The sequence below is a fragment of the Lysobacter korlensis genome, from assembly GCF_042434515.1.
Genome location: NZ_JBHLTG010000001.1, coordinates 1606257 through 1622211, shown reverse-complemented (window position 1 = coordinate 1622211; position 15955 = coordinate 1606257). Strand labels below are relative to the sequence as shown.

The 15955-nt window shown below is 67.0% G+C and carries 18 protein-coding genes; 3 read left to right on the top strand and 15 right to left on the bottom strand.

The window, feature by feature from the left end:
- The 9 genes from lolD to ACFFGH_RS07585 all read right to left on the bottom strand — a co-directional run bounded on the left by lolD (window position 1) and on the right by ACFFGH_RS07585 (window position 6957).
- Window positions 1-696 (bottom strand): lipoprotein-releasing ABC transporter ATP-binding protein LolD, encoded by a 696-nt coding sequence (gene lolD / locus ACFFGH_RS07625; RefSeq protein WP_386666592.1) that lies wholly within the window; start codon window positions 694-696, stop codon window positions 1-3.
- 34 nt (window positions 697-730) lie between these two features.
- On the bottom strand, window positions 731-1975 hold the full coding sequence (locus tag ACFFGH_RS07620) for a lipoprotein-releasing ABC transporter permease subunit (RefSeq protein WP_386666590.1): 1245 nt from the start codon (window positions 1973-1975) through the stop codon (window positions 731-733).
- Window positions 1976-2400: 425 nt separating this feature from the next.
- Window positions 2401-2598, bottom strand: a complete 198-nt coding sequence (locus ACFFGH_RS07615) for an FAD assembly factor SdhE (protein ID WP_386667429.1) — start codon at window positions 2596-2598, stop codon at window positions 2401-2403.
- A gap of 53 nt (window positions 2599-2651) precedes the next feature.
- Window positions 2652-3074 carry an MAPEG family protein gene (locus tag ACFFGH_RS07610; protein WP_386666588.1) on the bottom strand — a complete coding sequence of 141 codons (423 nt, stop codon included), beginning with the start codon at window positions 3072-3074 and terminating at the stop codon, window positions 2652-2654.
- Window positions 3075-3220: 146 nt separating this feature from the next.
- A complete protein-coding gene (locus tag ACFFGH_RS07605; protein ID WP_386666585.1) occupies window positions 3221-4003 on the bottom strand; it encodes a succinate dehydrogenase iron-sulfur subunit in 783 nt (260 codons plus the stop codon).
- Between the two features lie 94 nt (window positions 4004-4097).
- Complete coding sequence (gene sdhA, locus ACFFGH_RS07600) at window positions 4098-5891, bottom strand: succinate dehydrogenase flavoprotein subunit (protein WP_386666583.1); 1794 nt, start codon at window positions 5889-5891, stop codon at window positions 4098-4100.
- A gap of 5 nt (window positions 5892-5896) precedes the next feature.
- Entirely contained in the window at window positions 5897-6301 is a 405-nt protein-coding gene (gene sdhD, locus ACFFGH_RS07595) for a succinate dehydrogenase, hydrophobic membrane anchor protein (RefSeq protein WP_386666581.1), read from the bottom strand.
- Window positions 6298-6693: a succinate dehydrogenase, cytochrome b556 subunit gene (gene sdhC / locus ACFFGH_RS07590; RefSeq protein ID WP_386666578.1), complete on the bottom strand. Its 396-nt coding sequence runs from the start codon at window positions 6691-6693 to the stop codon at window positions 6298-6300. The genes sdhD and sdhC overlap by 4 nt, the downstream gene beginning before the upstream one ends.
- A gap of 87 nt (window positions 6694-6780) precedes the next feature.
- Window positions 6781-6957 (bottom strand): DUF1674 domain-containing protein, encoded by a 177-nt coding sequence (locus tag ACFFGH_RS07585; protein ID WP_386666575.1) that lies wholly within the window; start codon window positions 6955-6957, stop codon window positions 6781-6783.
- 86 nt (window positions 6958-7043) lie between these two features.
- On the opposite strand from ACFFGH_RS07585, the gene ygfZ reads away from it, so the two are divergent.
- Window positions 7044-7862 (top strand): CAF17-like 4Fe-4S cluster assembly/insertion protein YgfZ, encoded by an 819-nt coding sequence (gene ygfZ / locus ACFFGH_RS07580; protein ID WP_386666573.1) that lies wholly within the window; start codon window positions 7044-7046, stop codon window positions 7860-7862.
- Window positions 7863-8103: 241 nt separating this feature from the next.
- Here the strand turns inward: ygfZ and ACFFGH_RS07575 are convergent, their stop codons facing one another.
- The 5 genes from ACFFGH_RS07575 to ACFFGH_RS07555 form a co-directional block, all read right to left on the bottom strand.
- Window positions 8104-10368 carry a thiamine pyrophosphate-dependent enzyme gene (locus ACFFGH_RS07575; protein ID WP_386666570.1) on the bottom strand — a complete coding sequence of 755 codons (2265 nt, stop codon included), beginning with the start codon at window positions 10366-10368 and terminating at the stop codon, window positions 8104-8106.
- A 95-nt stretch (window positions 10369-10463) separates the two neighbouring features.
- Window positions 10464-11132 (bottom strand): glutathione S-transferase family protein, encoded by a 669-nt coding sequence (locus ACFFGH_RS07570; RefSeq protein WP_386666567.1) that lies wholly within the window; start codon window positions 11130-11132, stop codon window positions 10464-10466.
- Complete coding sequence (locus ACFFGH_RS07565; RefSeq protein WP_386666565.1) at window positions 11102-11650, bottom strand: GNAT family N-acetyltransferase; 549 nt, start codon at window positions 11648-11650, stop codon at window positions 11102-11104. The genes ACFFGH_RS07570 and ACFFGH_RS07565 overlap by 31 nt, the downstream gene beginning before the upstream one ends.
- Window positions 11651-11731: 81 nt before the next feature.
- Window positions 11732-12895, bottom strand: a complete 1164-nt coding sequence (locus tag ACFFGH_RS07560; protein ID WP_386666563.1) for an acyl-CoA dehydrogenase family protein — start codon at window positions 12893-12895, stop codon at window positions 11732-11734.
- A 128-nt stretch (window positions 12896-13023) separates the two neighbouring features.
- Window positions 13024-13878, bottom strand: a complete 855-nt coding sequence (locus ACFFGH_RS07555) for a glycine zipper 2TM domain-containing protein (RefSeq protein WP_386666560.1) — start codon at window positions 13876-13878, stop codon at window positions 13024-13026.
- Window positions 13879-14039: 161 nt separating this feature from the next.
- On the opposite strand from ACFFGH_RS07555, the gene ACFFGH_RS07550 reads away from it, so the two are divergent.
- Window positions 14040-14246, top strand: a complete 207-nt coding sequence (locus ACFFGH_RS07550) for a DUF6116 family protein (RefSeq protein WP_386666557.1) — start codon at window positions 14040-14042, stop codon at window positions 14244-14246.
- A 3-nt stretch (window positions 14247-14249) separates the two neighbouring features.
- Window positions 14250-15047 carry a TatD family hydrolase gene (locus tag ACFFGH_RS07545; RefSeq protein WP_386666555.1) on the top strand — a complete coding sequence of 266 codons (798 nt, stop codon included), beginning with the start codon at window positions 14250-14252 and terminating at the stop codon, window positions 15045-15047.
- 8 nt (window positions 15048-15055) lie between these two features.
- Here ACFFGH_RS07545 and ACFFGH_RS07540 read toward each other — a convergent pair whose 3' ends face one another.
- Window positions 15056-15865: a tRNA threonylcarbamoyladenosine dehydratase gene (locus tag ACFFGH_RS07540; RefSeq protein ID WP_386666553.1), complete on the bottom strand. Its 810-nt coding sequence runs from the start codon at window positions 15863-15865 to the stop codon at window positions 15056-15058.
- Between the last annotated feature and the right edge of the window lie 90 nt (window positions 15866-15955).

Sequence of the window (15955 nt, the reverse complement as noted above, 5' to 3'; positions counted from 1 at the left end):
CTACACCTCGTGCGGCTGCAGTTGTCTCAGTCTGCCTTCATGCAACTCAAGCACGCGGTCCAGCCGGCGCGCGAGCGAGCGGTCGTGCGTGACCAGCACGAGGCTGGTGCGATGCTCACGGTTGAGGGCCAGCATCAGTTCGAACACGGTCGCCGCTGTCTTCTCGTCGAGGTTGCCGGTCGGTTCGTCACCGAGCACGCAGGCAGGCCGGTTGACCAGCGCGCGCGCAACCGCCGCGCGCTGACGCTCGCCGCCCGACAGCTCGCCGGGCTTGTGATGCAGACGATGGCCAAGCCCGACAGACTCCAGCAGCGCCTGTGCCCGCTGCTTGGATTCATTCACGTCCGTGCCGCTCAGCAGCACAGGCAGCATCACGTTCTCGACCGCAGTGAACTCCGGCAGCAGATGGTGGAACTGGTAGACGAAGCCGAGCGCGCGGTTGCGCAGCGCCCCGCGCGCAGCGTCGGACAGCGCACTCATCTTCTGCCCCGCGACGAACACCTCACCGGAGGTCGGGGTGTCCAGCCCGCCGAGCAGGTGCAGTAGTGTGCTTTTGCCGGCGCCGGACGCGCCCAGGATCGCGACGGTCTCGCCGGCCGGAACCGACAGGTCCAGCCCGTCGAACACCGGCGTTTGCATCTTGCCTTCGGCGTAGGTTTTGCCGAGACGCTCGCAGTGGATCACGACCTCGTTCATCGAGCCGGAAACTCCATGCCTTCCATCCTGGCCGTTACTCATAGCGAAGCGCCTCGGCTGGCGGCGTGCGCGCGGCGCGCCAGGCTGGGTACAGGGTGGCAAGAAACGCCATCGCCAGCGCGACCAACGCGATGGTCACCACGTCGGTCGCCTGCAGCTCGGTCGGCAACCCGGTGATGTAGTAGACGTCCTCCGGCAGCAGCACGACGCCGAACAGTTTCTCGACGCCGAGCAGGATCACTTCGAGATTCAGCGTCAGCACGATGCCGCCGATCACGCCCGCAATCGTGCCAACGACGCCAATCAACGTGCCCTGCACCATGAAGACCTGCATGACCGCGCGTGGCGTCAGGCCGAGCGTGCGCATGATCGCGATGTCGGCCTGCTTGTCCGTGACGAGCATCACCTGGGACGACACCAGGTTGAATGCGCCCATCGCGATGATCAGCGACAGCAGCACCGCCATGATGGCCTTCTCCATCTTGAGCGCGCGGAACATGTTCGCGTTCTCGCTCGTCCAGTCGCTGACGCGGTACGGCCCACCGATGCGGGCGGCAAGATCCTGCGCAACGTCCCAGGATTGATCCATGTCGTGCAGACGCAGACGCACGCCGGTAACGCCATCACCGATGCGCTGCAGCCGCTGCAGGTCGCGCATGTTGACGAACGCCATGCCGCGATCGAACTCGTTGTAACCCGCCTCGAAGATGCCGCTCACCGTGAAGCGTTTGAGTTGCGGCAGCGCGCCCATCGGTGTGCTGCGCGCCTCGGACGTCATCATCACGACGTTGTCGCCGACCTCGGCGCCGATCCACTGCGCCAGCTCCTTGCCGAGCACGATGTTGAAGCTGCCCGGCTGCAGCGAATCGAGCTCGCCGCGCACCATTTTCTCGCCGAGCACCGACACCTTTTCTTCCTCACCTGGCAGCACGCCCCGTACGATCGCGGGCTGCTTTCGCGAGGCCGAGAGCAGGGTCTCGGTTTCGACATACGGCGCCGCGCCCGCGACGCGCGGATCCGCCGCTGCCAACGAAACGGCAGACGGCCAGTCATGTATGGGCTCGCCGTAGCCGCTCACCGTCGCGTGCGCGACCATCTGCAGCATGCGATCGCGGATTTCACGCTGGAAACCGCTCATGACCGCCAGCGTCGTGATCAGCGCAGCGACGCCAAGCGCGATGCCGAGCATCGACGCGAGCGAGATGAACGAGATGAAGCCATTGCGTCGCTTCGCCCGCAGGTAGCGCAGGCCTATCGCGACAGGTAGGGGTTTAAACATTCGATCCGGGCGCCTCAGGGGTCGGCTATGGTGCCATCGATGGGCGGCGGCGCGCAGTGATGCTGTCCGGACACGCCAGCCGCAACCCGCGCCGTGCCGGAGCCGGCAACCGGTCCGGCAGCAGGACACGGGTGCTTACGCGCCCTTCGCTCCCCTGCCAGCGCAGGAACGCGAACGGCCCGCGCCAGACTACGCGCAGCGCGCTGACCGTCGCACCGTCCACGCTCGCCGCGCCATCGCTCAGGACTATCAGACCGCTCGGAGCGGTGTGAAGTTCGCGCCAGCCGAGGATGGCGCCGTACCCGACTGACAGCACGCCACCGGGCGCTGCAATCCACCAGGGCGCGGCACTGGCCAGAAGGGATAGCGCCCCTGCCGCGCTCAGCAACACGCATGCAGCCGCCAGCCAGCGCGATCCGCGCAACTCAACGCGGCAGGGTGCGGATCCGTTCGACCATGCGTGCGAGTTCGGCATCGGGTGGCGCGTCATAGCCCAGGAACCAGCGCCAGAGCTTATCGTCCTCGGAATCCAGCAAACGTAGGAAAACGCCGCGTTCGTCCGCAGTCGCCTCCCGCCACGCTTGATCGAGGTAGCGTTCCATCAGCTGATCAAGTTCGCGCATCCCGCGCCTGCACCGCCAGCGGAGCCGGCGCAGCTCGATTTCCTCGCTTTGGCTCACCGCGCGAGCACCCCGATGGCGATGGTGCCCCACAGCGCAACCAGCACCGCCCAGCCGGCGATATAGGCGTAGAAGCGATGCATGACCTTGTTGTATGTGCAGTGGATCGCGCTGTGCACGACGCGCAGCGCCACAAACGCCCACGCCAGCAGCAGCACGGCAGGTGTGACCAGCCCGGATACAGCCGCGACAACCAGCGCCATGTAGAACAGCACCGGCAATTCGAACAAATTGCGGAAATTGTCGGCCGCACGGCTGTCGCTCATGCGCGCGGCCATCGCGGCCGATGTCGCCACAGACTGCGGGTGGATGCGCTCGCTGCGCATCGTGCCGACGCGGCTGAACAGAAGCCGGATCGACACTGCGAACGTCAGGGCCGCCATCGCGATGGCCGGATGGAAGATGCTGAGATCGCTCATGGCCGTCCTGGTGACATGCGCCCGGGTCGGGCCAGTCGATTATGAACCCGGCAGCCGCGCATCAACGGGCGCCTCCCAGGCAGCCCAGCGCGGACGCAAGCCGTCGGTGCGCTGGCCGAAAGGCCGACACGCACCGGCGACGACGATCAGGCGCGCCGCGCGATCATCAGTTTCTTGATCTCACCGATTGCCTGCGCCGGGTTGAGCCCCTTCGGGCAGGTGCGCGCGCAGTTCAGGATCGTGTGGCAGCGGTAGAGCTTGAACGGGTCCTCGAGGTCGTCGAGACGTGCGCCGGTGTCTTCATCGCGCGAGTCGACGATCCAGCGATAGGCCTGCAGCAGGATCGCGGGACCGAGGTAGCGGCTGCCGTTCCACCAGTAGCTCGGGCAACTGGTCGAGCAGCATGCGCAGAGGATGCACTCGTACAGGCCGTCCAGCTTCTTGCGGTCTTCCGGCGACTGCAGGCGCTCGCGATCGGACGGGGTCGCGCTCTGCGTACGCAGCCACGGCTTGATCGACGCGTACTGCGCGTAGAAGTGCGTCAGGTCAGGGACGAGGTCCTTCACTACCGGCATGTGCGGCAGCGGGTAGATCGGCACCTCGCCTTTCCCACAGTCGTCGATGGCCTTCGTGCAGGCCAGCGTATTCGTGCCGTCGATGTTCATCGCGCACGAACCACAGATGCCCTCGCGGCAGGAGCGACGGAACGTCAGCGTCGGGTCGATCTCGTTCTTGATCTTGATCAGCGCGTCGAGAACCATCGGCCCGCACGCCGCCGTGTCCACCTCGAAGGTGTCTACGCGCGGGTTCATGCCGTCCTCGGGGTTCCAGCGGTAGACCTTGAACACGCGCGGCTGCTTTGCGCCGGCCGCGGGCCAATGCCGCCCCTTGAGGATCTTCGAGTTCTTCGGAAGGGTGAATTCGGCCATTGGCTTGAGATCCGGATAGGAAGGTGGAGACCGGGAACCGGAAAGGGCGCGCGACCGGTATTTTCGCGCATGCCGCTCGCCGGAACCCTGCCCCTCAGTAAACGCGCTTCTTCGGCGGGACGACTTCGACGTCGTTGGTCAGCGTGTACATGTGCACCGGCCGGTAATCGATGTGCGTGTTGCCGGTTTCGTCGACCCAGCAGAGCGTGTGCTTGTGCCAGTTCGCGTCGTCGCGCTCGGGGAAGTCCTCACGCGCATGCGCGCCGCGCGACTCGGTGCGGTTCTCCGCCGAAACGATCGTCGCGAGCGCCTGGTCGAGCAGGTTCGCCAGTTCGTAGGTCTCGAGCAGGTCCGAGTTCCAGATCAGCGAGCGGTCGCCGACCCGCACGTCCTCGAACGATGCGCGGATCTCGCGCATCTTGCGAACGCCGTCCGACAGCGTCTCGCCGTCGCGGAAGACCGCGGCGTCGGCCTGCATCGTGCGCTGCATCTTGTCGCGGATCACCGACGTCGGCGTGCCGCCGTTCGCATTGCGCAGGCGGTCCAGGCGCGCGAGCGCTGCGTCGCAGGCGTCGGATGCGAGCGTGCCGTGGTTCGCGCCCGGCTTGATCGTCTCGGCGCAGCGGTTCGCGACCGCGCGACCGAACACGACGAGGTCGAGGAGCGAATTCGAGCCCAGCCGGTTGGCGCCGTGCACCGACACGCAGGCGGCCTCGCCGATTGCGTACAGGCCCGGCACGACCGCGTCCGGGTCGCCATTGCGCAGCTGCACGACTTCACCGTGGAAATTCGTCGGAATGCCGCCCATGTTGTAGTGGACGGTCGGAATCACCGGGATCGGCTGCTTTTCGACGTCGACGTTCGCGAAGATGCGTGCGGATTCAGCAATGCCAGGCAGCTTCTCGTGGATGACCTCGGGGCCGAGGTGCGTGAGGTCGAGCAGGATGTGGTCCTTGTGCTGACCCACGCCGCGGCCTTCGCGAACTTCCAGCGTCATCGCGCGGCTGACCATGTCGCGTGGCGCGAGATCCTTCACGCTCGGCGCATAGCGTTCCATGAAGCGCTCGCCGTCGGCGTTGCGCAGGATTCCGCCCTCGCCTCGCACGCCCTCGGTGATCAGGCAGCCGGCGCCGTAGATGCCGGTCGGATGGAACTGGACGAACTCCATGTCCTGCATGCCAAGACCCGCACGCAGCGCCATGCCGCCACCGTCACCGGTCGAGGTGTGTGCGGACGTTGCCGAGAAATACGCGCGGCCGTATCCGCCGGTCGCGAGCACCGTGCCCTGCCCGCGGAACAGGTGCAGCGTGCCTTCCGACATGTCGAGCGCGAGCACGCCGCGGCAGGCGCCGTCGGCATCCATGATCAGGTCGAGCGCAAAGTATTCGACGAAGAACTGCGCGTCGTGCGCGAGCGACTGCTGATAGAGCGTGTGCAGGATCGCGTGGCCGGTGCGGTCGGCGGCGGCACAGGTACGCTGCGCCGGCGGACCTTCGCCGTAGCGCGTGGTCATGCCACCGAACGGGCGCTGGTAAATCTTCCCTTCCGGCGTACGCGAGAACGGCACGCCTTGGTGCTCGAGCTCGATGATGGCCGGGATCGCCTCGCGGCACATGTACTCGATCGCGTCCTGGTCACCCAGCCAGTCCGAGCCCTTGACGGTGTCGTAGAAGTGGTAGCGCCAGTCGTCTTCGCCCATGTTCGCGAGCGCGGCGGAAATGCCGCCCTGCGCCGCGACCGTGTGCGAACGCGTCGGGAACACCTTGGTGATGCAGGCGGTTTTCAGGCCCTTCTGCGCGAGCCCGAACGTGGCGCGCAGGCCGGCGCCACCGGCGCCAACGACGACCATGTCGAACTTGTGTTCCTGGATCTTGTAGGCAGCGGGCATTGCGTTCAGGCTCCCAGCGCGATGCGGATGATGGCGAGCACGCTGGCGATGGCCGCGAGTACGCAGACGAAGGTGTTGAGCAGCTGTAGCGCGAAGCCCCCGAGCGCGGTATGCACGTAATCTTCGATGATCACCTGGAAGCCGAGCTTGGTGTGCCAGAACGTCGCGATCACGAATGCGACCAGCAGCGTGGCGTGCCACGGGTTTGCGACCGCGGCGCGGATCTCGACGTACTCCGCGCCGACCAGCGACAGCACGAAGCCGACGAAATAGATCGACAGGAAGACCAGCGCGACCGAGGTGATGCGCTGGATGACGAAATGGTCGGTGCCGCCTTTCGCGGAGCCCAGGCCACGCGCCTGCTTGAGCGGATGGCGCAGGCTGGCCTGGCCGTTCGGGTCCTGGCTCATGCGCCACCTTCCTGAAGCATTGCGACGATCCACACGAGCGCGGTCAGCAGCAGGCTGCCGATGATCGTGGCCCAGCTGCCGCGGATGATCGAAATCTTTTCCATGCCGTAGCCGGTGTCCTGCGCGAGGTGACGCAGCCCGCCCAGCAGGTGGAACGCGAGCGCCCAGGTCGACCCGAACAGGATGATGAAGCCGACCGGCGAGCCGACGACCGACATGAAGTCATCCCACCGCTCGGGCCCGTATGCGAGCGCGACCAGGCCGTAGGCGATCAGCAGGCTGCCGAGGCCGATGACGAAGCCGGTCACTCGATTGATGATCGAGACGACCATCTGGACCTGCCAGCGGTAGACCTGCAGGTGAGGCGACAAGGGGCGTGGACGGTTCGCCATGCGTTGGCTGTCTCGGCTGGGCGGCAGGGCCGCGTGGCGGAAGGGAACGGTGTCGAGCAGATCGTGTCGAGCAGATACAGGTGATGACTAGAAGTCGATGCAGCGTCCGTTCTTTTCCCAGTCGCCATAGCGCGTCGGCTCGGGGCCGTCGCGTCCGCCGATTTCCTTGGGAGGTGCATCCTGCGCCGGCGCGGGCTGAGGTTCCGGGACGCGCTTGCCGGCGTCGTCGGGGTCGGCTGCGTCTTCGGGGGTTTCGCCTATCATCACAACGTTAAATCTTAAGTCCGCACCCCATGCATGACAACCCGCAGGATCTGCCCGACCGACCGTTCCGACTCTCGGGCCACCGGGTGATCGAGCTCGACGGCGCCGACGCCACCGCGTTCGCGCAGGCGCAATTCATGAACGACGTCGCCGCGCTCGAGCCCGGCGGGTGGCAGTGGAACGGCTGGCTGACTCCGAAGGGCCGGGTAATTGCGCTGTTTGCGCTACTCCGGATTGCGCCGGGCACGCTCTGGATGCTCGTGCCGGATGCCGACATCGGGCCGCTTTCGGACGCGTTGCGACGGTTCGTGTTCCGGTCGAAGGTCGCAATCCGGCCGCGACCCGGCCTCGTGGCGACCGCATCCTTCGCGAAGCCTGTTCAGGCCAGCGGCGCGACCCTGGCGGTGCTGGATGGCGGCACGGTCGAGCTCGACGCCGGGACGCCGAGCCGGCCGCGCGCGCTGCGGCTATCCAGTCAATCGGACCACGGCCCGGTCGACGCCGAATTGGAAGCCGCATGGGCTGCGGCAGATCTCGAGCACGGCCTGCCCCGCCTGCCATCGTCGCAGGCCGAGCAATGGACCCCGCAACAGCTTTCGCTCGAGCGCCTGGACGCGTTCAGCGTGCGCAAGGGCTGCTACCCCGGCCAGGAGATCGTGGCGCGCACGCATTTTCTTGGTAAGGCGAAGCGGGGCTTGGTGCTTCTGGAATCCGCCGCCGCACTGCCCGTCGGAGCGCAGGTGACCAACGGCACCGATGCGCTGGGCTCGGTTGTCGCCAGCGCTGCTACGCCGTCGCGCGGCCTCGCGCTGGCGGTAGTGCCGCTGGACCGGCAGCAGCCCGCGGCGCAGGTCGATGGCATCGACGTGCGCGAGGCGCCACTGCTCGACGGCCTGCAACGCTGAACCGCCGGTAGCGGCTGCACCGCCGACCTGGCGCTACCGGCAAGACGGCCGGGTCTCCCGGCAGCGAGAGCCGTCGCAGTACCGATGTTCGCGGACCGCGGCCACCAACTCGACCCAACTCGACCCAGCCCAACCCGACCCGACCGACCCGACCCGACCGGATTGGAACGGACCGGACCCGACGCCGACGCCGACGCCGACGCCGCAGCCGCAGCCGCAGCCGCAGCCGCCTGATTGTGGATCAGCCCGCGAGGCGCCCGGCGGCAGCCACGATGTCGTCCTCGCCCGGGATGACGAGGAACGCGGCGCCCGCGAGCGGCGTGTAGGTATCCACTCCGACCACGCGCTGCAGTGGTACGTCGCCTAGCCCGCCTTCGACCAGCGCGGTGATCACGCCCTCGCCCACACTGGCACTGCGGCGACCCTCGTCGACCACGATCACGCGCTTCGCCCCACGGGCCTCCTCGACGATGTATGCGTCGTTCAGCGGGACCAGCCAGCGCAGATCGACGACCTTCGCCTTCCAGCCGTGCTGCGCTTCGATCGCACGCGCAGCACGCAGGCTCATCGGCACACCGTTGCCGTAGGTGATGATGACCACGTCGTCGCCGTCACCGTAGACCCTGCCCTCGCCCAGCGTCATCGCGTCGCCCGGTTGCGGATATGGCGTGAGCCAGGCGCCGTCGCCAGCCTCAAAGAGGTCCTTGGTCATGTAGAGCGCGATCGGCTCGAGAAAGACGCACACGCGTCCGTCGACCTTGGCCAGCGCCATCAGCGTCCGCAGCATCGTTGCCGCGTCGTCGCCGCGCGAGGGGCAACCGACCACGATGCCGGGGATGTCGCGCAGCGCCGTGATCGAGTTGTCGTTGTGGAAATGGCCGCCGAAGCCACGCTGGTAGCCAAGCCCCGCGATGCGCACGACCATCGGATTGCAGTACTGGTCGTTGCTGAAGAACTGCAGGCTGGCCGCCTCGCCACGGATCTGGTCGGCCGCGTTGTGCAGGTATGCGAGGTACTGGATCTCCGGCACCGGCAGCAGGCCGACGTTCGCGAAGCCCTGCGCCATACCCAGGATCATCGTCTCGTCGAGCAGCGTGTTGAACACGCGCCGCGGGCCGAACGCCTTGTGCAGGCCCTTCGTCACGGTATAGACGCCGCCCTTCTGCGCGACGTCTTCGCCGAACAGCAGCGTCTCGGGGTACTTCGCGAACAGGTCATGCAGCGCGTTGTTGATCTGGATCGCGAGGTGACGCGGCGGCTGGTTTTCCGGCAGCTTCTCCTCGCTTCCAAACACGGCGAGGCGTCGGTCGCCGTAGTCGCTGCGCGCGGCCTCCGCGGCCACCTTGTCCGGCGTATACGGCGCGAGCGGCGCGATCACGTCGTCAAGCCTGTCGAGCTTCGGACGGCGATCGGCCTCATCGGCCGCGGCAAAACACTTGCGCCGCGTCTCTTCGTAGAGCGAGAGGACCTCGTCCTTCGACATCAGGCCCGATTCGAGCGCGATGGCGGCCGAACGCAGCAGCGGGTCGGTGGCCTCGACGGCGACGAGCTCTTCGATCGAGCGCCATTCGATCTCGAAGTCCGTGCCTGCATGACCCATGATCCGGGTCGTGCGCAGGTGCAGGAACGTCGGCCTGCGCGTGCGGCGGCAGTGCTCGACCGCGCGCTGCACATCGGCATAGCCGTTGGCGAGATCGAGCCCGTCGGCGAAGAAGTAATCGAGGCCATCCATCTGCCGGAAACGGTTGCCGATCCAGCCGCTCGGCGTTTTGACCGAAATGCCGATGCCGTTGTCTTCGCAGACGAACAGCACAGGCGCCGGCAGCTTCTGGTACGCGGTCCACGCCGCAGCGTTGAACGCGGTCTGGGCGGTCGCGTGGTTTGCGGACGCGTCGCCGAACGAGCAGATCGCGATGCTGTCCTCAGGGATCGGCAACGCGTGGCCGATGCGGCGGCCAGCCTCGATCGCAATCGCCGTGCCGAGCGCCTTCGGCAGGTGCGAGGCGATCGTCGAGGTCTGCGGCAGCACCCACAACGGCTTGCTGCCCCAGACCTTGTGCCGCCCGCCCGAGGCCGGGTCGTCCTTGCTGGCCGCAAAACTCAGCGCCGAATCCATGATCGGATCCATGCCCGGCAGCTTGCGGAAGCGTTCGGCCATGAAGCCGCCGCTGCGGTAGTGCAGAAACGCCGGGTCGGTGTGCCGCGTCAGGCGCGCGACCATCGCGTTGCCCTCGTGCCCCGAGCTGCCGATCGTGTAGAAGACCTTGTTCTGTACGCGCAACACGCGTGCCATCAGGTCGAGATGCCTGCTGATCAGCTGCGACTCGAACAGCTCGCGGAAGCCGCGCGCATCGAGCGTACTGCCGTCGAGGATTGCCTCGTCGGGCGCGGGCCTCGCATCGATTCGACCGTCCCAGGCTTTTACGAACTCGCTGAAGTTGACGTCGCAGATCTCGGCCCGGTTGAGGCCTTTCATGCGCGCGGGAATCGGATTCGAAACGGTCATGTCAGTACTGGATTCCACTTGGGCGTCTGCAGCGGAGTCACCGCCGCGACGCGTGTTGAATGAGGTTGTTTCGGAACGCGGTGCACCGTCGCCGGTCAGACCGAAGCGTCGATGCGCGCCCGCGCTACCGGATCGGGCGCTGGCATTGCGACGAAGCCGGGCGCGCTCTGCACACGTGTGACCCAGTCACGGATCGCGGGATACCCATCGAGCGGGATGCCGCCGTGCCCAGCTACGTGCGTGTACGCGAAAAGCGCGATATCGGCGACACCGTAGTGCTCGCCGGTGAACCACGCGTGGCTCGACAGATGCCGCTCCATCACCGCAAGCGCCTCGTGCGCACGCTCGCGCAGGCGCGGCAGTTCGGTGCGGCGCGGCGAGTCATGCGGCGTCCAGCCGCAGATGAAGCGCGCCACCGCAACGTACGGCTCGTGGCTGTACTGCTCGAAAAACATCCAGCTAAGCGCCTGCGCGCGCTGCCAGGCGTCCACCGGCAGGAAGGGCGTGCTGTCCGCAAGCCAGCACAGGATCGCGTTCGACTCGACCAGCACGCGGCCGTCCTCGAGTTCGACCATCGGCACTTTGCCGTTCGGATTCTTCGCGAGGAACGCAGGCGTTCGCGTCTCGCCGCGGCTGCTGTCGGTCTCGACCCAGCGGTACTCGCGCCCGAGGTGCTCGAGCAGCAGCCGCACCTTGTGGCAGTTGCCCGACGGCGAGAAGCCATGGACCGTGATCATGCGGCGGCGTCCCGGCGTTCGCGCCATTGCTCACGTGTTTGAGCCCAGATCTCGATCACCTGCGCATCGAGCGGCGGCGGAAACACGCCTGGTCCGCGGTTGCATGCTCCGAGGCGTCTGGCCACGTTTTGCGAAGCCGTGTTGGCCGGCGCGATCGAGTGGATGACTTCGGTCCAGCCGAGGGCGTCGAACGCCCAATCAATCGCGGCGGCGCAGGCTTCCGTCGCATACCCGCGTCCCCAGGCCTCGGGGTGCAGGGCGTAACCGACTTCCGTGCCCGGCCAACCGTCGGGCTGCCACGGGCCGGCCTGGCCCATGAAGCGCCCGCTCGCCTTTTCCTCGACCGCGAACATCGCAAAGCCCTGGATCGCCCACGCGCCCGGCATCTGCAGAAAGCGACGCCATGCGTCGGCACGCAGCAGCGGCCCGCCGATGTGACGCGTCTCGGGCGCCGCGAACATCTGCGCGTAGCGCTCGAAGTCGTCGCGCTGCCACGGACGCAGGATCAGGCGCTCGGTTTCCAGCCGCGGGCCGGTCGTGTGCACGGCGAACTCCGTTTCGATGGCGGCCGCACGCCAGTGGACGGCGGCCGCGGGAATCGGCGTCGCATCCGACGCCGGCTTCGATCAGAACGCGTTGATGCCGGTCAGCTCTCGACCGACCACGAGCTGGTGCACCGTCTCCGTGCCTTCGTACGTGATGACCGACTCGAGGTTCAGCGCGTGGCGGATCGCCGAGTGCTCGGTCGTGATGCCGGCGCCGCCGAGCAGGTCGCGGCACTCGCGCGCGATGTCGATCGCCATGCGGCAGTTGTTCCACTTCGCGAGCGAAACCTGCGTCGGCTGCATGTTGCCGGCGTCCTTGAGGCGACCGAGCTGCACGACGAGCAACTGCGCCATCGTGATGCGGCGTGCCATCTCGGCCATCTTGATCTGAGCGCTCTGCGTCGCGGCGACCGGGCGGCCGAACAGCATGCGCTCCTTCGTGTAGTTGAGCGCCTCGTCGAGGCAAGCGATTGCCGCGCCGATCGGGCCCCAGGTGATGCCGTAACGCGCCTGCGTGAGGCAGCCGAGTGGGCCCTTGAGACCCTTGACGTTCGGCAGGCGGTTCGCCTCCGGCACGCGCACGTTGTCGAAGAACAGCGACGACGTCACCGACGCGCGCAGGCTCATCTTGTGCTTGATTTCCTGGGCCGCGAAGCCCTTCATTCCCTTCTCGATCACGAAGCCCTGGATGCCGTCCTCGGTCTGCGCCCAGACGATCGCGATGTCAGCGAGGTTGCCGTTCGTGATCCACATCTTGGAGCCGTTGATGACCCAGTCGTCGCCGTCACGCTTGGCGACAGTCTTCATGTTGGCGGGGTCGGAGCCGCCGTGCGGCTCGGTCAGGCCGAAGCAGCCGATCACCTTGCCCGCCGCCATGTCCGGCAGCCAGCGCATGCGCTGCTCTTCGGTGCCGTAGGCGTAGATCGGGTACATGCACAGCGAGCTCTGCACCGAGACGAAGCTGCGGATGCCGCTGTCGCCGCGCTCGAGCTCCTGGCAGATCAGGCCGTAGCTGACCGCATTGAGGCCGGCGCAGCCGTACTGTTCCGGCAGCGAGGAACCCAGCAGGCCGAGTTCGGCGATCTCGCCAACGAGTTCTTTCGGAAAGCGCCCCTGGTCGAACGCGTCGCCGATGATCGGCAGCACGCGCTCGTCGGTGAACCGGGCCACCGTGTCCTGCACGGCGCGCTCCTCTTCAGTGAGCAGTGAGCGGACATCGAACAGGTCGTAGGGATGCAGGGCCATGGCGCACTCGGCAAAAGTAAAGTGGACCATTGTACCGGCCGAGCCTGTGAGCGACACCCCGATTTTGCATTTCGCCAACGAAACGGGGCCGGTTTCCCGGCCCCGCAAGACACCCTGGATTTCGCCTATCAGCCGCGCGGATCGGGCTGGAACGCTGCCGCCGTCTGGGTCACGACCTGGCCGTCGATGACGGGCAGGCGCGTACCCGGGCGATCGTCGAGCCGGACGGTGTCGACCTGCCCCTGGTAGCGGTAGCTCACGTCGTAGCCGACGACGTGGTCGTCGGTGCCGAGCCGGACGCGCTTGCCGGGGCGGCTGCCCGTCTGCATGGTCCCGGTGGTGCCATCCGGGTTGCGGTAGGTGACGGTGTAGCCGACGACCCGGGATGACTTGGAATCGGAATAGACGGTGCGGCACTGCCGGTCGGTGCGGGTGACGACACGGCCGCCGACATGGTTGCGGTCGACCCGATTGCCGATGAATCCGCCGGCCACCGCGCCTGCAGCGGTCGCGGCCTTGCGGCCGTTGCCGCCGCCGACCTGGTTTCCGACCAGGCCACCGATCAGCGCGCCGGCGACCGTCCCACCCACGTTGCCGTCGCGCTCGGCCAGGCGGTCCTGCACCACCACGTCCTCACAGACTTCGCGCGGCACCGAAGTGGTGCTGGTTTCACGGACGGGGTCCGTGGCAATGACCGTCGCGTAGAGCGGGCGCTTTTCGTTGATCGGGTCCACGTCGACCACCTCGGCGTACTCGATGCGCGGACCGGTTGGCGCAGCGGGCGCGAACTGCGACGCGTACTGGGGCCGGATCGCATCCTGCGGCGCGGCGTCTGCGACGGGCGCGAAGTTCTTCGCTGCCGGCAGTGCAGCCGCTCGGGCCAGGGGGGCTCTCGTCTCGGGCGTGAAGCTGTCGTACGCGGCAACGGCGACGCCGCCGACGAGCATTGAAGCGACTGCAACCGCAATGATGTTCTTGTCCATTCGAAGCTCCTGCGACTGCCCGGGGTGGCGTTTGGGGGATGGGGCAATTCGAGCACCGTGAACCTGAATGGGCACCCGAATTTTTAACGTCAAGCTGTCGTCAGGATGAACCGACCGATGCGTGCTAGCGTCGTTGGGCCCGTCTCCACAGGCCGAATGCCATGGCTCGCCTCCTCCTGCTGCCGTTCCTCACGTGGGCGCGGCGCCTCCGCCATCCGACACTCTTCAAGCTCACTGCCGCCGCGTTCGCAATCAGCGTGCTGTGGCCGTTCGACCCGATCCCGTTGATTGACGAGGTCGTACTCGGCCTGGCTACTGCATGGCTTGCCAGCCGCAAGGACACGCGAGCCACGACGCGCAGCGGCTGATCGGTGTTCGTCGATACGCACGCCCATCTCGATGTCGCGGACTTCGACCACGACCGCGGCGAAATGCTTGCGCGCGCAGCGGCGGCCGGCGTGCTGCGCCATGTGGTGCCCGCGATCGATGCGACCGGCTGGCCGCAGCTCAGGAAGGTATGCGCGGAGCACGACGGCCTGTTCGCGGCGTACGGCCTTCATCCGATGTTCCTTCGCGGCCACGACGACAGCCATCTGGACGAACTGCGCGGCTGGATCGAGCGCGAGCGGCCCGTCGCGGTCGGCGAGTGCGGGCTCGACTTCTACGTGGAGGGGATCGACCCCGCGCAGCAGGCGCACTTTTTCGATGCGCAACTGCGGATCGCGCGTGACTTCGATTTGCCGGTCGTCGTGCACTCGCGCCGCGCGGTGGATGCGGTGATCGCCGCGATTCGCCGCGTCGGCGGCCTGCGGGGCGTCGCGCACAGCTTCTCGGGCAGCATGCAGCAGGCCGAGATGCTGTATCGCAATGGATTCCTGCTGGGCCTCGGCGGCCCGATCACCTATCCGCGCGCGAACCGGCTACGAACGCTCGCGGCTACGGCGCCGCTGGAATGGCTGGTGCTCGAAACCGACGCGCCCGACCAGCCGGACTGCAAACACCGTGGCGAGCGCAACGAACCGGCGCGCATCACCTACGTGGCCGAAACGCTTGCAGCGCTGCGCGGCGAAACGACCGAGCGAATTGCCGCCGTTACTACCGGGAATGCCGAGCGCCTGTTCGGCCTGCCTGCCATCGGCGGCAGTGAAGAACCAGCCACCGCGCGCTGAGCGAGCGCTTACGCGTTACGCGGCTTGAGCAGCAGCTCGATCGCCTTGCCCGCCGCTACGAACGCGAAGGCGCCGGTGATGTGGGTGGCAGCGCCGAGGCCTGCTCCGCAGTCGAGCTTCAACGCCGCGTCCTGCCCGGTGCCGGGCCGAAGGCCGCAGACAGTGCCGTCCGGCTGCGGGTAGCGCACGTTCTCCAGCGAATAGACCGCCGGCACGCCGAAGTAGCGATCCCGGTTTTTCGGAAAGTTGAACTCGCTGCGCAGCTTCTTGCGGATCAGCGCAAGCATCGCGTCGTGCTCGGTGCGGGAGAGGTCACGGATGCGAACCAGCGTCGGGTCCGTACGGCCGCCGGCCGCGCCCACCACCACCATCGGCACCTTTCGGCGCCGACACCAGGCGATCAGTTCGACCTTGGTGCGGAAACTGTCGCAGGCATCGAGCACGAGGTCGAAGCCGCGGTCGAGCAATGCCTCGAGGTTCGCCGCGGTCAGGAAGCTCGGGATGGTCTCGACCGTCATCTGCGGGTTGATCGCCCGGCAGCGTTCGGCCATCGCCTCGACTTTCGCGCGTCCGTACTGCCCGGCAAGCGCAGGCAACTGACGGTTCGTATTCGAAACGCAGATGTCATCGGCGTCGATCAACGTGAGATTGCCGACGCCTGTACGCGCGAGCGACTCGACCAGCCACGAGCCGACGCCGCCCATGCCAACGACCGCCACCCGGCACTGCGAGAGCCGAAGCACCGACCCTGCTCCATAGAGCCGGTCGATACCGGAAAAACGTTGCTGCCAGGCCGGATCGTTTGCGAGGTCGCTCATGGCCGCATTGTAATCGTGGCAGGCCTGCCGCTCCGTGCCTCTACGCCTTTGCCCAACAGGCTGCGTGATAAGGTTCAGGCGTTTCCGCAT